Raw genomic sequence first — 15,795 nt, 5'->3', positions numbered from 1 at the left:
GCCCGCGCGTCAGTCGACGTGCAGGGTGTAGAAGCGCTCGTTGGAGAAGAGCAGGTCCGCGACGTTGAGCAGGAAGGTGAAGTCGCCCGGGCTCGTGGGCTTGCCGAAGAGGATGCCGTCCTTCGTGTCCAGGAGGATGCCGGGTGGCAGTGCTCCGCTCTTAACGCTCCAGTTGCCTGTGCCGCTGGCGCGCACGGTGTAGCTGTAGTCGGAGCCCACGCGGCCCATGGGCACGGCCTTCGACAGCAGGGTGACGGTGCCGGGAGCGCTCGTGACGGTGATGGAGAGCGTGCTGGTGGTGGACTGGGGCGGGGTGTCGCTGTCCGTCACGACCACCGCGAACGTCCTCTTCCCGGACTGGGCCGGGGTGCCGGTGATGAGGCCGTTCGACGCGAGCGTCAGCCCCGACGGCAGCGCCTGTTCTGGCTCGAGGGCGAAGGTGTATGGCCCCTTGCCTCCCGTGGCGGAGACGCGCTCGGTATAGGCGCGATTGATGAGGGCGTCCGCCAGCGGCTCCGGCCCCGCGACCCGCAGCAGCGGACGGACGCGCAGGGTGAGGCTTCCGCTGGCGCGCTTCGTCGGGGTGCTCAGGTCGGTCACCTGCACCGGGAGGACCTGGTCCCCCGCCTGCGTGGGCGCGCCGGTGACGCGGCCCTCGGTGTCGAGCAGGATGCCCGCGGGAAGCGGGCCGGTGGCCTCGAACGTGTACGGCGGGGTGCCTCCCCGCGCCTGGAGCTGGCCTGAATAGGGAGTGGACTCGACAGCCTCCGTCAGGAGGGACTCCAGCGCGAGCGCGGCGGGGCCCGCGTCATTGCTTCCCGCGTCTGTTTGCCCCGCGTCCGGTTCCCCCGCGTCCGTCGCGCCGGCATCCCGGGCGCCCGCGTCCGACTCCGTGCCTCCATCCTGCTCCGTGCCCGCGTCCGGAGGGTCCACGGGCTTGGGGTCGTCGTCGCAGGAACCCCCCTCGCCACAGGCCGGCAGACAGCGGTTCTCCGAAGTGAGGCACGACGTGCCGGAGGGGCAGCCGCCGGCCGTGTCGCACATGGCGAAGCGCGACAGGTCCGGTGCGAACGTGCACGCCCCCATCGTGAGGACGAAGGCACCCGTCAGCGCGGCGAACAGTTTCCTCACGGCAGCTCCCAGATGAAGGACACCGTTCCACCGACGCCGAGCATCGCGCCCGCGCCCAGCAGCACGTTGGACGTCCGCGCCTGGCGGCGGCCCGTTTCCAGCTGCGCCGTGATGCAGTCCGCGAACGCCTCGCCGGCCGTGGCGCAATCACCGCCGTTCTTCGACAGCTTCGACTCCGTGCGCCGCGCCGCCAGCCCGAAGCCCACGCCCGCGAGGAGCGCCGCGCCGCCCACGCCCCACAACACCTTGGGCAGCACGCGCGAGCCCTGGGGCTCCCGGGCCGCCTGCGTCGTCACCAGGGGCGACCACACCTGCGCAATCGCCTGCCGCGCCCGCGCGTCCGCTTCGCCCGGCATCGTGGCCGGAGCCTCGAACTGCGCTCGCGTCTCCGGGCCCCGCGCGTCCGTCACCGTGAGCGCCACGCTGCGCTTGCCTCCCACGCCCAGCGCCACGCCCCGCACCAGCCTGCGCACGCCCAGCGCCGAGGCCTGCGCGCTCCGGCACGCCGCGTCGCCACACGCCGTCAGCGCCGCGCCAGACCCACGCAGCCGCGCCACCGTGTCCTCGCGCGACTCCAGGCACGCCTCCGGCAACGCGGCCACCGCGCGCCGCGTGGCGTCCTCCAGTTCACGCGCGTCCGCGGACGGCAGGGCCAACCTTTCGAAGGGCATGAGCACCACGCGCGTGTTCGCGTCGCACGGCGCTGACACGCGCAGCAGCAGCAACAGCAGGGATGCGGGCAGGCTCATGGCAGGCTCAGGGCACCAGCACGGCGTCGGCTTCGTCCGACGACGGCGTGATGCCGAGGCTTGCCATGTAGCCCCGGTAGAAGCGCGGCCCGAAGGGCACGGAGAAGAGCTTGTCGCGCATCACGTCCTGCACGGCGCCCCGGGCCGCCACGCTGGCGTCGTGCCAGGGCAGGCCGCCCGCGTCCACCACCTCCGACGCGCGGCTGATGGCGAACGGCGCCTCCCGGCCGCTGCCGCGCAGGGAGTAACCGCGCCCCAAGGGCAGGGCCACCACCAGCGGACGCTCGCGCTCCTTGTGCAGCTCCACCACGCGGATGCCGCGCGAGTCTTCCACCCACAGCCGGCCCGCCAGTCCCGTGGGCACCATCAGGTAGCCCAGCGACGCGGCGTCCCCCAGATCCGTCAGCGCGAACGCGCGGTTCAGCGCGGGCGGCTGGATGAACACGTTCGGCTGGCCCCGCACGTCGTCCGTGCCCTGGCTCGCGGCGGCCACGAAGGCCCGCAGCTCCGCGTAGTCCACCTTGCCGTCCCCGTTGACGTCCCCCGCGCCCGACAGCGCCGAGCGCACCATGTGACTGAAGACGCCCGAGCGGATGGCGCTCCACTCCTGGCTCTCCTGCTCCGAGGCCGTGGACAGCACCACGCCCACCTGCGGGAAGCGCGCCAGCTCGCGGTTGCCCAGGATCCCCTTCACAGCATCCACGTACGCGGGGCCCACCGGCAGCGCGCCGCGCGAGTGCACGAAGAAGTACGAATCACACGCGTCCACGATGAGCTGCAGGAAGGACGCCTTGCTGGGCGCGACCACGCGCTCATACAGCTCCGTGCGCGTCAGCGGGCCGTCCAGCAGGCTCACGGAGCCTTCGCCCGCGGCGCCGCGCTTGCCATGGCCTACGAACACGAAGGTCAGCACGGGCATGGCGCCCTTCGCCCGGTCCTCCGCCATGCGGGCGTTCAGGCGGGCGAGCGCGGCCCCCAGCGCGGGGTGCGTGGGCGGGCGCGTCTTCGCGGCGAGCCCCGGGTGCAGGGCCTGCGTCTCCGCGTCCAGCACGCTCAGCAGCACCACCTCGCGCGAGCGGGGCGCGAACAGTTCGTAGTACCGGGCGCCGTCATCGTCCGCGTAGCGCAAGGGCGCCTGGGATGGCTCGGTGCCCGTGTTGCTGGCCACGATGAGGGCGTAGTGCACCTGTTCCGGCGTAGCGCTCGCGGCGCTCCCCGCCAGGAGTAGGAGAACACCCAGGACCAGCGGCCTGTGAGAGGACATATGCATCAGGGGTTTGCGCGATGCGCTGTGCGAAAGGATGCCACGGGGCGCAACCGACAATCCACTCGGCGCCGCTCGCGACAACATACGGATGACGGGACCATAACGGTCGCGGTAAGCCCCTGAGGGATGGAGTGGGATGACGACACGCTGCGCCGCTTTCGCGAAGGCACCCCAGCGGTGCTGGCGGAGGTGTATCGCGCGCACGCGGAGCCGCTCGCTCGTCTGCTCAAGGCGGCCGCATGGCGGGGAGCCTTCACCCGTCTAAGGAACGCGATGGAGCTGGAGAACACGCTGTTGGAGACCTTCGCGCGCGCCTTCGAGCCGCGCACGCGCGCTGCCTACAACGGCACGCGTCCCTATGCCCACTTCCTGATGGGCATCGCGCGCAACGTGCTGCTGGAGCAGTCGCGCGAGCGCGAGCTGGTGGGCCGCGACGAGGCCTTCGAAGGGCTCACCGAAGCCTCCTCCGAGGAGGGCGGGCTGGACGAGCTGTTGGAGGACCGCGAGGTGGAGGCGCTGCTCGCGGCGTTCAAGGGCGGCCTGTCACGTGAAGAGCAACAGCTGTTCGAGCTGCGCTTCAGCGAGGGCCTGCCCCAGGAGGAGGCCGCCACGGCGTTGGGCCTCACGCGCATCCAGGTGCGGCGGCGTGAGTTCGGGGTGAAGTCCCGGTTGCTGGGGTTCCTCCAGTCGAAGGGGTACCTCCAGGACCTGGAGACGCAGGGCTGGAGCTTCTTCAAGCGCCGGGGTGCGCGATGAGTGGGTGTGACGACCGCCGGGCGAAGCAGGCCATGGCCGCGCTCTTCGAGAAGGGCCGCGACGGGCTGGACGCGGACGGCTTCGAGCGCCTGCGCGCGCACCTGGCCACCTGTCCCGACTGTCAGGAGACGTACACGCGGCTGTCGCGCGTGGAGTCGGTGCTGGAGCAGCGGGCGCTGCCCCGGAGCAGGAGCGCGCTCCTGGAACAGGCGTTGTTCGCCAGGCTTCAGCCCGCCCCCGCGCGCAGGAAGTGGTTCGCGTCTCCACTCTTCATGCCCCTGGCGCTGAGCGCCGCCGCCGCGACCGTGGCGCTGCTCGTCGTGACGCCGTCGATGGATCGCTCCGGGCAGGACGTGCCGGAGTGGCAGGCGCGTTCGTCCGCTCCAGGCGAAGGGGCCTGGGGCGTGCGCGCCTTCTGCATCTCGCCCGAGGGCACGGTGCTGGCGGAGGCCCGGCCCGGTGGGACGCTGACGTGCGCGGAGGGCAACGCGGTGCAGTTCAGCTACACCGCGCCGGAGCGCGTGCGCCTGTCGCTGGAGGGGCTGCCGAAGGAAGGCGAGCCGCTGCGCTTCTTCCCGAGCGAGGGCCCGGCCCCGGAGGTCGCAGCGGGCGTGGATGTCACGCTGCCGTTCAGCACGCCCGTGCAGGGTGGGTGGCTGACGGGCCCCGTGCCCGTGCGCGCGCACTTCACCGACGCGCAGGGCCGCACCGTCGCGGACACGCAGGTCACGCTCAAGCCGCGCTGATCCGTCTCCGCGTCACCTCATCCAACCCCACGAACGAACAACCCCCCTCCCGTGCAGGCACGGGAGAGGGGCGGGGACTGCCGTACCTTGTGGGGTCCGTGAGTGACTACGGACGCGGGACACGGCGATCCACTTCCGCGGTGCCGGTGTACTGCGTGGCCACGTTCAGGAAGCCCTTGAGCTGAACGCGCCACGTGCCGGCGGGTGGGTTCGAAATGGTGACGGCCTCACCCGTGGAGGTGCCCTCGGCGCTGGTCGCGACGAGCTCCCCGTTGGGGCCAAAGACATACAGGTCCAGGTCGTAGGCCGGGTTGCCCCAGGCCGTCTTGATGCGCAGGGCGTTGGCGCCCGCGGGCACGGTGAGCGAGTGCTCGTGCTGCGCGGCCCTCAGGGACAGATCCAGGATGGGAAGGTTGATGCTCGTCTTCACCGTGCCCGTCCAGGAGGGCAGGGCGGTGGTCTGCGTGGTGTAGCGGATGCCCACGGCGTCATTCACGAGCTTCGTCGCCGCGTACACGTCCGCGTAGCCCGCGCCCACCTCCCACGTCTCCAGCTGGCGCGTGTTGCCCGCCGCGTCCTTCGCGTACATGGGCCGAGCGGTGGCCTGCACCGCCGCGAGCACGCCGTCCATGTTGAGGGCGGGGTTCACCTCCAAGAGCAGCGCGGCGACGCCGGACATGTGCGGCGCGGCCATGGAGGTGCCGGAGCTGGCCGCGTAGAACGGCTCCGGGTGCAGCAGGTCCAGGCCCAGGTACGGCTGCATGATGGTGGCGGTGAGCGCGCGCGCCGCCACGATGTTCACGCCCGGCAGCGTGATGTCCGGGTGATGGAATTCATCGCCCGGGATGCCCCGGCTGGAGAAGGACGCCAGCTCGCCCGGCGCGTCCTGGCTGAGCAGGGGATTGGTGGCCGCGGTGGTGTCGCGTGACGTACCGGCCGCGACGGAGATGGCGCACGGCGAGGCGCTGTACGGGTTGAGTGTGTCGGGGTCGGAGCCCTCGTTGCCCGCGGCGAACACCACCACCATACCCAGGTCGTAGGCGCGCTTCGTCGCGATGGAGATGGGGTCGAGCGGCGCGAAGTGGCTGCCGCTGGTGCCCCACGAGTTGGAGATGACGCGCACGTTGTGCGTCTCGCGGACGTCGGGGTCCATGAGGAAGTCGAAGCCCTCCAGCGCGAACAGGATGCTCAGTGCGTCGCCGGTGCCCACGCCCAGCAGCTTCGCTCCGGGGGCCACGCCCTGGTGCCTTCCCCCGGAGCGCGCGCCCGAGCCGGCGATGATGCTGGCGCAGTGCGTGCCGTGGCCGCTGGTCAGGTCGCTGTTGGGCGTGTCCACGTACAGCGCGCCGCCAATGCCCAGGTCCAGCGGGGGCGCGACGACCTTCACGTTGCGCGCCACGTTGGGGAAGTCGCCGTGCGTGCCGTCCAGGCCGGAGTCGATGACGCCCACGCCGATGCCCGCGCCCGTCGTCTCATACGCGGTGCGCGCGGTGTCCGCGTGGATGTACGGCACGCTGGTGTCCAGGAAGTACTGGAGCGGCTTGTCCTCGTAGATGGACAGCAGGCCCAGCGGTTGGAGCTCCTGGCGCAAGGCGGCGACGAGCTTCGGCGTCACCGGGACCTTCAGCGCCACCATGGGCAGCGACTTGAGCGCCAGGACGTTGCCCAGGCCCAGCCCCTGCGTCAGCCCGCCCAGCGTGCGCGTCAGGCCGCCCAGCACGGCGTCCAGGTTGAGCACGCCGCCCGTCGCGTTCGCGGTGTTGAAGGACAGGATGAGCGTGCGCACCGAACCGTCCGTGTGCAGTGCCGGGTCCACCACCGCCTGGGCAAGCGCCGCCTGTGTCGCGCTGGACGCATAGAGCGCGTTGCAGGCGCTGGGCGTCGCGGCCGCGGCCGTGACGATGGACCGCGAGGACGACGCGACAGCGGGTGCCCCTTCCGCCTTCGAGCCCTCTTCCTGCGGGGTGCTCGCGCCACACCCCAGGACGGCGGCGGTGGCGGCGGCCCAGCCCAGCGACAGCAATCGCTTCATGTGGTGCGCTCCCCGGGTGTGTCGCGGCTTTTCAAAGTCCGCACAAAAGGGGTGTGTCGGGGGCGCGTTCTCGTGGATCCCCGCCGTACCGGATTGTTCTGTAGTGGCTGAATCCGTGAGCTGTCGGGGAAGGGGGTCTTTCCCACCCCTGTCGGTGACAGTGTCCGGAGCGAGGGCGGGCCCGGGGTGGGTCGCCGGTATACAGTCCGCGGCGTGTTCTACGCGTGTGTGCGGGCGGTGGTGGCGCTGGCGTTGCGGCTCTTCTACCGGGTGAAGGTGAATGCCCCGGGCGAAGCGCCCTCTGGGCCGGTGCTCTTCGTGGGCAACCATCCGAACGGGCTCATCGACCCGGCGTTGGTGTTCATCCTCACGCGGCGCCAGGTGACGTTCATGGCCAAGGCGCCGCTGTTCAAGCTGCCCGTCATCGGCTGGCTGTTGAAGGGTTTGAACGCGCTGCCGGTGTATCGCAAGCAGGACGACCCGACGCAGATGGGGCGCAACGAGGGCACGCTGGATGCGGCGAAGGGCGCGCTCGTGCAGGGGCGGGCCATCACCATCTTTCCGGAGGGCAAGAGCCACTCGGAGCCGGAGCTGGCGGAGCTGAAGACGGGGGCGGCGCGCATCGCGCTCAACGCCGCGCGCGAGGGCGCCCCGGTGCGCATCGTCCCGGTGGGGCTCACCTACGCGGAGAAGAACGTCTTCCGCAGCGAGGTGCTCATCGACCAGGGAGCGCCCATCGACGTGCAGGCCTTCCTGCCAAAGGACGCGGCGTCGGAGCAGGACGCGGTGCGCGCGCTGACGGAGCGGGTGGCGGAGGGCCTGCGCTCGGTGACGCTGAACCTGGAGCAGTGGGCGGACCTGCCGGTGGTGCAGGTGGCGGAGCAGCTCTATGCCTTCCGCCAGGGTGGCGCGCTGGACGCGGAGCGGCTGCGGCTGTGGGCGCGCGGCGTGCGGCTGTTCCGGACGCAGGAGCCGGAGCGCTACGAGCGCCTACGCCAGCACCTGTCCTCGTTCGGCAGCCGGATGGCGCTGGTGCAGGCCGCGCGGCCGGAGGACCTGTCCGTGGAGTACCGGCCGGGCAACGTGGTGCCGTTCGCGGTGAAGACGCTGGCGCGGCTGGTGTTCGGGCTGCCGCTGTTCGCGCTGGGGCTGGCGGTGTTCGCGCTTCCCTATCCGCTACCCCGGATGGCGGCGCGGCGGGCGGAGCTGGACATCCAGGCCACGGTGAAGTTCCTCACCGCGGTGGTGGTGTCCGTCGTGTGGTGGTGGGGCCTGACGGCGGTCGCGGCGGTGTGGGGCGGGTGGGCGTGGGGGCTGGGGACCTTCGTGGGCATCCCGCCGCTGGCGCTGTTCACGCTGTCCTTCGCGGAGCGCTGGGACGCCATCCGTCATGATCTGGAGCTGTTCTTCACGCTGGGCAACCGGAAGCGCCTGAAGGCCCGGCTGCTCTCGGAAGGGGAGCGGCTGGCGGGCGAGGTGGAGCGGTTGGCGGAGGAGTACCGGCCGAAGCTCGACGCGCCCGTCGCTCGGTAGCGGGTGGCGTGGGCGGACCGGAAGATCCGCCGATGCCGTCGAAAGGCCCGCCCTGCTGCCATCCCGGGCCGGTCGTTAGGTTCCCCGAACGGAATCAACGACCGGCACGAGGAGCAGGGCAATGGCGGCATACGACGTGGTCATCGTGGGAGGCGGCCCTGGTGGGCTCAACGCCGCGCTGTATCTGGGGCGCGGGCGGAAGAAGGTGCTGCTCTGTGACGCGGGCACGCCGCGCAACGCGGCGGCGGAGCACATGCACGGCTTCGGTTCGCGCGACGGCATCCCGCCACCGGAGTTCCGGCGCATCAGCCGCGAGCAGCTGAAGGCCTATCCCAACGTGGAGGTGCGCGACACGCGGGTGGGCTCCGTGGAGAAGCACGAGGGCGGCTTCCGCGTGGCGTTGGGTGACGGCACGTCGGTGGACGCCCGGCGCCTCCTGCTGGCGATGGGCGTGGTGGACGTCATGATGGACATCCCCGGCTACAAGGAGCTGTGGGGGCCCAGCATCTTCCAGTGTCCCTACTGTCACGGCTGGGAGGTCCAGGACCAACCGTTCGCCATGCTGGCGAAGAACCCGCAGTACCTGGACGGCGCACCCATCATCCAGAACTGGTCCAGGGACCTCATCGTCTTCACCCACGGCGCCTTCGAGGTGCCACCCGAGCAGCGCGAGAAGCTCCAGGCCCTGGGCATCCCCCTGGAGGAGCGGAAGATCCGCGCGCTGCATGGGAAGGACGGACGCCTGGCCGAAGTGGAGCTGGAGGACGGGACGCGCATCGCCCGCAGCGTGATGTTCTCCGCGCCGCCGCAGAAGCAGCACGAGCTGGTGACGCGGCTGGGGCTCGAGCTGGATGACCTGGGCTACGTGAAGGCGAGCCCCACGGGAGAGACGTCCGTGCCCGGTGTGGTCGCGGTGGGGGACATGACGACGCCGATGCAGGCGGCCATCGCGGCGGCCAGCGCGGGCACCATCGCCGCGGCGATGATGAACCACGCCCTCATCCTGGAGGACGCGGACCGCCGCTTCACGGAGGTGACGGGGAAGCCCGCCCCCTCACGGCAGAAGGCGCACTGAGACGAAGGTCCGTCAGTGCGCGGACGGCGCGCGGTGCTGCTTGCGCCACGCGGCGGGCGTGAGCCCCTCCGCGCGCCGGAACAGGCGGATGAAGTGCGTGGCGTCCGCATAGCCCACGCGCTCCGCGATGATGTCCACGCGCTCGTCCGTGGACATCAGCCGCCGCCGTGCCTCCGCCATCCGTCCGGAGATGATCCACTCCACCACGCTGCGGCCCGTGGCCTGCTTCAGCGCGGTGGTGACATGCGCGGGCGAACGGCCCACGGCCGCGGCCACCTCGCGCAGCGAGATGGGCTCCAGGCAGTGGCGCTCGATGAACGTGAGCGCATCCCCCGCGAGCGACGCCCGCGACTCCACCGGCGTCCACGTGCTGGAGCGGGCCACCTCCGCGAGCACCAGGGAGAAGAGGCTGCGCGTCACCTGCTCCCCCAGCGCGCGGTGCGGTGCGCGCGTCTCCGCGTGCAGCTCCGACAACAGCCGCACCAGGTGCTCCTGGCGCCCGGACGGAATCGGCACGACGGCGGAGGCGCCCTGGCGCACGCGCTCGAAGGGCTCCAACAGAGGCCCCACCTCCGTGTGCGTGAAGGCGGACGGATGGAACCCGAGCCCCCAGACCTCCGCCCGCTCGGACGCCACCGTGCGGTGCTTCTCACCCGCGGGGATGAGCATCACGTCGCCCGCGGACACCGTCAGCCGGGTGCGCTGGTCGATGACGGCCCGTCCGCCCGTGTAGAGCGCGAGCACCGCCTGCGGATGCGAAGCGGCGTGGGGGGAGGGCGCCTGCTGGGCATGACCGCATGCGACGACCAGGGTGCTCGACGACGCATCCCAGACGTGCACCGGCTGCGAATGCACGACATCCACGAACGCCTCCGCTTCCTTCCCCGGCGAGCAGTGAGCCTGCTCGCGTGAACCGAATGGGGCCTCGGATGCATTCCGGGCCCCGGCGTTTCGAACGAGGGCGGTCAGCCCTGCTGCACGCGCGGCGTGGCCTCCCGGAACAGCTTCGCGCCCAGGAGGAGCGCCAGTCCGCCCAGCAGCACCGGCACCGCGTTGATGGCGATGGCGGTGTGGAGGCTGGCCATGTCGGCGATGTGCCCGATGAGCGTGGGCGAGATGGCATCCCCCAGCATGTGGATGCACAGCACGTTGAGGCCCATGGCGAAGGCGCGGAAGGCGGGCGGCACGCAGTTGACGATGGCCGCGTTGATGGGCCCGCTGTTGAGGAAGATGAGGAACTGCGCCACGCCAATCGCCGCGAACGTCAGTGTCGTGTCCTTCAGGTTCACCGCCAGGTACATGCACGGCGCCGCGAGCAGCAGGCCGATGCCGGACAGCCACAGGCCGCCGCCCGCGCGCTTGCGGTCCATCTTGTCGCCCAGCCATCCGCCGGCCACGGTGCCCGTGAGGCCCGCCACCGCCGTGATGGCGCCGAACACCAGGCCCACGCGGCCCGGGTGCTCCAGCCACAGGTGACGCTCGCGCACCAGGTACGTGGGCATCCAGAACGCCAGGCCGCCAATGGAGAACGTCATCAGCGTGTAGCCGGCCGTCGTGGCCCAGAAGGCCATGTTGCGGCCCAGGCCCTTGAGGCCCTCCATGAACGGCAGCTTCACCGCCGCGTCCGGCCCGTCCATGGCGCCGCGCTGGGGCTCCGGCATGAAGAACGCCATGGTGCCCAGCACGAGCCCCGGCACGCCGCCCGCGAAGAACGCCGCGTGCCACGAATACGTCTGCGTCAGCCACCCGCCCAGGCCGTAGCCCATGGCGGAGCCCACCGGGATGGCGATGTAGAAGTACGACAGCATCCGCGTGCGCTGCTCGCGCGGATACAGGTCGGAGATGATGGACGGCGCCACCGCGCCATAGCCCGCCTCGCCAATGCCAATCACCGCGCGAGCCAGCAGCAGCGCCGTGAAGCTGGACGCCAGGCCACTGGCCCCCGTGGCCAGGCTCCACAGGATGACGCCGCCCGCCACCAGCAGCCGGCGGGGGATGCGGTCTCCCAGGAAGCCGCCCAGGGGCGACGCCAGCATGAAGACGATGATGAAGACGGTGCCCAGCAGGCCGGACTGCGCGTCGTTGATGCCGAAGTCCTTCTGAATCTCCGGCAGCGCGACGGCGATGATGTACCGGTCGAGGTAGTTGACCAGGTTGATCAGCGTGAGGATGAACAGCGCGTAGCCCGCGCGCACGGACTGCGTGGCGTGCGAGCTGGACGGAGCGACGGGGGAGGAGGCGTTCATGAGCGAGAGGAGCCGGAGCCGAAGCGGTGTGCCAGCAGGCCCCAGCGCAGGCCGCGGTCGCTCACGCGGCACGCATCCAGGCCCAGCGCCTTCACCGCTTCACGCAGGATGAGGGCACCCGCGGGGATGACGTCCGCGCGCTTGGGCTGGAGGCCGGGCAGAGTCCGCCGCGCGTCCAGGGGCATGGCGCACAGCTGGTCCGTGAGCGCGTCCAGCTCGCCCCGGGACAGCGTGCCGCCATGGACCGCTTCCGCGTCGTAGGTCGCCATCTGGTGCTGCACGGCGTAGAGCGTCGTCACCGTGCCGGCCACGCCCACCAGCATCGCGCCGGGGGGAGGCGGGGGCAGGGCGGAGAAGGTGTCGCGCAGGTGCGCCTCGATGGCGCCGCGCTCTTCGGGGGACAGCGGGTCGGTGCGCACGTAGCGCTCCGTGAGCCGCACGGCGCCCACGTCGAAGCTGTGGCGGAAGGCCACCGTGTCGGCGTCGCTGCCGTAGATGAACTCCGTGGACCCGCCGCCGATGTCCACCACCAGCAGCGGCCCCGCGGCCTCGCTCGCGAAGTCCTGGGCCACCGCGGCGAAGGACAGCTGCGCCTCCATCTCCCCGGGGATGATCTCCACCGTCACGTCCGCGCGGGCCTTGGCGGCGGCGATGAAGTCCGCGCCGTTCTTCGCGTCGCGCGCGGCGCTGGTGGCGGACACGGCGATGGCCTCCGCACCCAACTCCCGGGCCTCGTTGGCGAAGGACACCAGCACGGCCAGCGTGGCCTCCATGCCTTCGGAGGACAGCACGCGGCTGGTGTCCACGCCCCGGCCCAGGCGGGTGATTTCCGCGCGCTCCACCACGGCCTGGAAGCGGCCGTCCGGCTGGCGGTCCGCCACCAGCAGCAGCACGGAGTTGGTCCCGATATCGATGGATGCGAAGCGCGGCATGCCGCGCACACTACTCAACGCAGCAGCGCTTCCAAAGCGCGCACGAGGGCCTCGTAGTCCGCCACGGAGTTGTAGAGCTGCGCGGACAGTCGCAGGTGTCGCCGGGGCGCCCGGGGCCAGGCGGTGACGGGGACCTCGATGTGGTGCTCCTCGAACAGGCGCACATGGAGGGGATCCACGTAGAGCGGCGGTTCAGGGCGCTCCGGGAAGCCGTCCGGCAGGGCCACGCACGCCATGCTGCCCACCATGGACTCCGGGCACAGCGGCGTCGCGTTGCCCAGCTTCGCGTCCAGCAGTCGCCGGGCGGCCAGCACCTTCCGCCGGTTGGAGTCCATCACCTCCGGCCACCCGCCCGGAACGAGTCCCTCCATGAAGCGGATCACGGTGGGGATGCACAGGAAGGGCGTGGGGTCGACCGTGCCCACCCAGTCGAACTCCAGCCGGAAGCGCGAGCGGTCCTTGCGCGGCGAGTTGTGACCATGGCTCACCACCATGGGCTTGAAGTCCGGCTGCAGGTCGCGGCGCACGTACAGGAACGCGGCGCCCTTGGGCGCGCACAGCCACTTGTGGCAGTTGCCCGTGTAGTACGCCGCGCCCAACTCCTGGAGCGCCAGCGGCACCATGCCCGGCCCGTGCGCGCCGTCCACCAGCGTCTCCACACCCCGCTCGCGCAGTCTGCGCACCAGCTCCGCCAGCGGCATGATCAGCGCCGTCTGGCTGGTGATGTGGTCCACGAGGAGCAGGCGCGTGCGAGGCGTCACCTGCGCCATCACCGCGTCCACCACCGACTCCGGCGAGCTCACCGGCCAGGGCAGCTTCGCCACCACCACCTTCACGCCCTTCTCCGCGGCGGCCACGTCCAGCGCGTTCTTGGACGCGTTGTATTCGTTGTCGGTGGTGAGCAGCTCGTCGCCGGGCTGGAAGCGCAGGTTGCGCAGCACGGTGTTCACGCCCGTGGTGGCGTTGGGTACGAACGCCAGGTCATCCGCGCTGGCGCCCACGAAGGCCGCGAGCACCGCGCGCGCTTCGTCCAGCAGCGGCTCCGCCTCGCGGGCGAGGAAGCGCACGGGCTCCGCTTCCAGCCGGGCCCGCAGCTCCGACTGGTGCTGGAGCACCGGCTTGGGGCAGGCGCCGAACGAGCCGTGGTTGAGGAAGACGACCTGGGGGTCCAACCCCCAGTGGGTCTTGTGGGCGGGGAGGGGAGCGCTCATGGGGTGCGCAATGCACCCCGGCGCGTCCCCCCTGTCAACGTCACCCGCCGTGACGGACTACTTCGCCGCCGGAGCGGTGCCCCAGTCCGGGGTCAGCCAGTTGCCCTTCTCCATGGGCAGCGGCACCTGGTTGTTGCCTTCGGAGGTCATCACCCACAGGTGCGCGCCGCCGTTGCGGTTGGTGCTGAAGATGATCAGCCGGCCGTTGGGGGAGAAGGTGGGCTCCTCGTTGTTGCCCTGGTCCTGCGTGAGGCGCGTCACCTTGCCCGTGTCCACGTTGACGGTGAAGAGGTCGAACGCGTTGCGCTCGTCGCGAGCGGTGAAGGCGATGAGGTCCCCGCGCGGCGACCAGTCCGGCGTCTGGTTGTAGTTGCCCTGGAAGGTGAGCCGCTTCACGCCGGAGCCGTCCGCGCCCATCACGTACACCTGCGGGCTGCCGCCCCGGTTGGACACGAACGCGATGCGCTTGCCGTCCGGCGACCAGGTGGGGCTGGTGTTGAGGCCGTAGGGCGTGTCCGTGATGGCCTTGGCGCCGGAGCCGTCCGCCGCGGCGACGTAGATTTGCGCGCTCTCACCCTCCGCCAGCGCGTAGGCGATGCGCTTGCCGTCCGGCGAGTACGCGATGCCCGTGGCCATCTGGCCGTCGGTCACCAGCGGCTTCGCCTCGCCGCCGGGGGACTGCACGTAGATGTCCGGCCGGTTCTTCCGGTAGGACGTGTAGGCCACCTGGCCGGACGGGCTGAGCGTGGGGAGGATGTGCGTGCCGCCCTTGGTGAGCGCCTGCGCGTTCATGCCGTCCCAGTCCGCCACGTACACGTCGCGGTTGGCGGCCGCCTTGCGCACGTAGGTGATGCGCGACAGGAAGGGGCTCGCCTCGCGGGTGAAGTGCCGGTAGAGCGCGTCCGCCAGCGTGTGCGCCAGCTGCCGGGGCTCACCGGCGGGCGCGTCCTTGGACACCTTCAGCTCCTCCTTGCCCGTGGCCACGCTGAACAGGCGCAGCTCGCCGCGCAGCGCGCCGCCGTCCTGCGCCAGCGACACCTTCACCAGCGACTCCGCGCCCACGTCCGCCCAGCGGCTGAAGTTGATGCTGCCCGCCGTCATGCCTTCCTTGGCGTCCGCGGTGAAGCCCGCGCGGTCCAGCACCTGGAAGATGCCAGAGGCGGTGAGGTCGTACGTGAAGGCGGTGTCGAAGGACTGCGCGGCCTTCTTGTCCGCGCCCTCCTGCACCACGGGCGCGGGGGCCGCGAGCGGCAGCGGGCGGAAGTTCGCGCCGGAGATTTCGATGACGGGCGCCTGCGCCAGCACCAGCGCGGGGACCAGGAGGAGCGACAGCAGGAGGGCTTTCATGGGCTGAACACCAGGACGACGCCGTTCTTCTGGAGCGCGTCGCGAAGCGCATCGGGGGGAGGAGAGAAGGGTGATGCCTTGCGCACGGCGGCCACCACCGCCGCGTCGAACAGCTCGTTGCCGCTGGCCTTGGCCAGGCTCACGTCCAGCACTTCGCCCGCGCGGCCCAGCTTCATGGCCACCTGCGCCTTCAGGTACAGGCGCTCCGCGTCGGGGATGGTGTCCGCCACGTTGTAGTGACGGCGCACCTGGGACTTCAAAAGGCCGTAGTACCGCTCGCCCTCCGCCACCGCGGAGTCACCGTCCGGGTCGCCGTCCTCGGCGCCTTCCAGCTCCTCCGGCTCCGTGGGCTTCGCGGACTTGTCGAACGCGCCGAAGAGCTTCTTGCGCCGGTCCTCCGCGGTCGCTTCCCCCTTCTGGGGCGCGGGGGCCGGGGCGGGCTTCACGCCGGGCACCGCCACGGCGGCGGGGGAGGGCGCGGGCGTTTCCGCGGGCGGCGTGGGCGTGGGCTTCGCGACGACCTCCTTGGGCGGCGGCTGCGCCACTTCCTTGCGCGGCAGGAGCTTGGGGTCGCGCGGCTTGCCCAGCCGCACCAGCGACGCGTTGATGGGCTTCTGGTCCAGGTTCACCTTCGGCGCGGACGAGAAGCTCGCGTAGAGCAGCGCCGCGGCGACCACCGCCACGTGCCCGACCACGGAGACGACGAGGAAGCGAGACAGCCGCGTGGGCCGTGAAACCAGCAGGCTGTGGGTCACCGCGGAACTCATGGG

The 15,795-nt window shown here is 71.3% G+C and carries 14 protein-coding genes; 4 read left to right on the top strand and 10 right to left on the bottom strand.

Annotation, left to right across the window (positions count from 1 at the left end; genetic code table 11):
• Window positions 1-9: 9 nt before the first annotated feature.
• Genes GTZ93_RS12985 through GTZ93_RS12975 form a run of 3 tightly spaced genes read right to left on the bottom strand, consistent with a single transcriptional unit; the run spans window position 10 to window position 3,144 of the window.
• On the bottom strand, window positions 10-1,131 hold the full coding sequence (locus GTZ93_RS12985; RefSeq protein WP_139920681.1) for an Ig domain-containing protein: 1,122 nt from the start codon (window positions 1,129-1,131) through the stop codon (window positions 10-12).
• Complete coding sequence (locus GTZ93_RS12980) at window positions 1,128-1,880, bottom strand: hypothetical protein (RefSeq protein WP_139920683.1); 753 nt, start codon at window positions 1,878-1,880, stop codon at window positions 1,128-1,130. Before GTZ93_RS12980 ends, GTZ93_RS12985 begins: the two co-directional genes overlap by 4 nt.
• 7 nt (window positions 1,881-1,887) lie before the next feature.
• Window positions 1,888-3,144: a hypothetical protein gene (locus GTZ93_RS12975; protein WP_139920685.1), complete on the bottom strand. Its 1,257-nt coding sequence runs from the start codon at window positions 3,142-3,144 to the stop codon at window positions 1,888-1,890.
• A gap of 129 nt (window positions 3,145-3,273) precedes the next feature.
• Between GTZ93_RS12975 and GTZ93_RS12970 the strand changes: the two genes are divergently transcribed.
• Entirely contained in the window at window positions 3,274-3,903 is a 630-nt protein-coding gene (locus GTZ93_RS12970; RefSeq protein ID WP_120598584.1) for an RNA polymerase sigma factor, read from the top strand.
• Window positions 3,900-4,649, top strand: coding sequence for an anti-sigma factor family protein (locus GTZ93_RS12965; RefSeq protein WP_121755590.1), 750 nt, complete (start codon window positions 3,900-3,902; stop codon window positions 4,647-4,649). Before GTZ93_RS12970 ends, GTZ93_RS12965 begins: the two co-directional genes overlap by 4 nt.
• 106 nt (window positions 4,650-4,755) lie before the next feature.
• Here GTZ93_RS12965 and GTZ93_RS12960 read toward each other — a convergent pair whose 3' ends face one another.
• Window positions 4,756-6,681, bottom strand: coding sequence for a S8 family serine peptidase (locus GTZ93_RS12960; RefSeq protein WP_139920687.1), 1,926 nt, complete (start codon window positions 6,679-6,681; stop codon window positions 4,756-4,758).
• 213 nt (window positions 6,682-6,894) lie between these two features.
• On the opposite strand from GTZ93_RS12960, the gene GTZ93_RS12955 reads away from it, so the two are divergent.
• Together GTZ93_RS12955 and GTZ93_RS12950 are read left to right on the top strand one after the other, a co-directional pair.
• Window positions 6,895-8,214: a lysophospholipid acyltransferase family protein gene (locus GTZ93_RS12955; RefSeq protein WP_161662792.1), complete on the top strand. Its 1,320-nt coding sequence runs from the start codon at window positions 6,895-6,897 to the stop codon at window positions 8,212-8,214.
• A 121-nt stretch (window positions 8,215-8,335) separates the two neighbouring features.
• The gene (locus GTZ93_RS12950; protein ID WP_139923832.1) at window positions 8,336-9,289 is read left to right on the top strand and encodes an NAD(P)/FAD-dependent oxidoreductase; all 954 of its coding nucleotides are present in this window, start codon (window positions 8,336-8,338) and stop codon (window positions 9,287-9,289) included.
• A gap of 12 nt (window positions 9,290-9,301) precedes the next feature.
• Here the strand turns inward: GTZ93_RS12950 and GTZ93_RS12945 are convergent, their stop codons facing one another.
• The 6 genes from GTZ93_RS12945 to GTZ93_RS12920 all read right to left on the bottom strand — a co-directional run bounded on the left by GTZ93_RS12945 (window position 9,302) and on the right by GTZ93_RS12920 (window position 15,792).
• Entirely contained in the window at window positions 9,302-10,153 is an 852-nt protein-coding gene (locus GTZ93_RS12945) for an AraC family transcriptional regulator (protein ID WP_139923830.1), read from the bottom strand.
• A gap of 101 nt (window positions 10,154-10,254) precedes the next feature.
• Complete coding sequence (locus GTZ93_RS12940) at window positions 10,255-11,535, bottom strand: spinster family MFS transporter (RefSeq protein ID WP_139923828.1); 1,281 nt, start codon at window positions 11,533-11,535, stop codon at window positions 10,255-10,257.
• Window positions 11,532-12,467: a Ppx/GppA phosphatase family protein gene (locus tag GTZ93_RS12935; RefSeq protein ID WP_126936327.1), complete on the bottom strand. Its 936-nt coding sequence runs from the start codon at window positions 12,465-12,467 to the stop codon at window positions 11,532-11,534. The genes GTZ93_RS12940 and GTZ93_RS12935 overlap by 4 nt, the downstream gene beginning before the upstream one ends.
• 14 nt (window positions 12,468-12,481) lie before the next feature.
• On the bottom strand, window positions 12,482-13,678 hold the full coding sequence (locus GTZ93_RS12930) for an aminotransferase class V-fold PLP-dependent enzyme (RefSeq protein ID WP_139923883.1): 1,197 nt from the start codon (window positions 13,676-13,678) through the stop codon (window positions 12,482-12,484).
• 57 nt (window positions 13,679-13,735) lie between these two features.
• A complete protein-coding gene (locus GTZ93_RS12925; protein WP_120599831.1) occupies window positions 13,736-15,025 on the bottom strand; it encodes a PD40 domain-containing protein in 1,290 nt (429 codons plus the stop codon).
• On the bottom strand, window positions 15,022-15,792 hold the full coding sequence (locus GTZ93_RS12920; RefSeq protein ID WP_120566352.1) for a cell envelope integrity protein TolA: 771 nt from the start codon (window positions 15,790-15,792) through the stop codon (window positions 15,022-15,024). The genes GTZ93_RS12925 and GTZ93_RS12920 overlap by 4 nt, the downstream gene beginning before the upstream one ends.
• Window positions 15,793-15,795 lie beyond the last annotated feature (3 nt).

It is taken from the genome of Corallococcus exiguus (assembly GCF_009909105.1).
GTDB lineage: Bacteria > Myxococcota > Myxococcia > Myxococcales > Myxococcaceae > Corallococcus > Corallococcus exiguus.
This window is presented reverse-complemented; position numbering and strand designations above follow the sequence as displayed.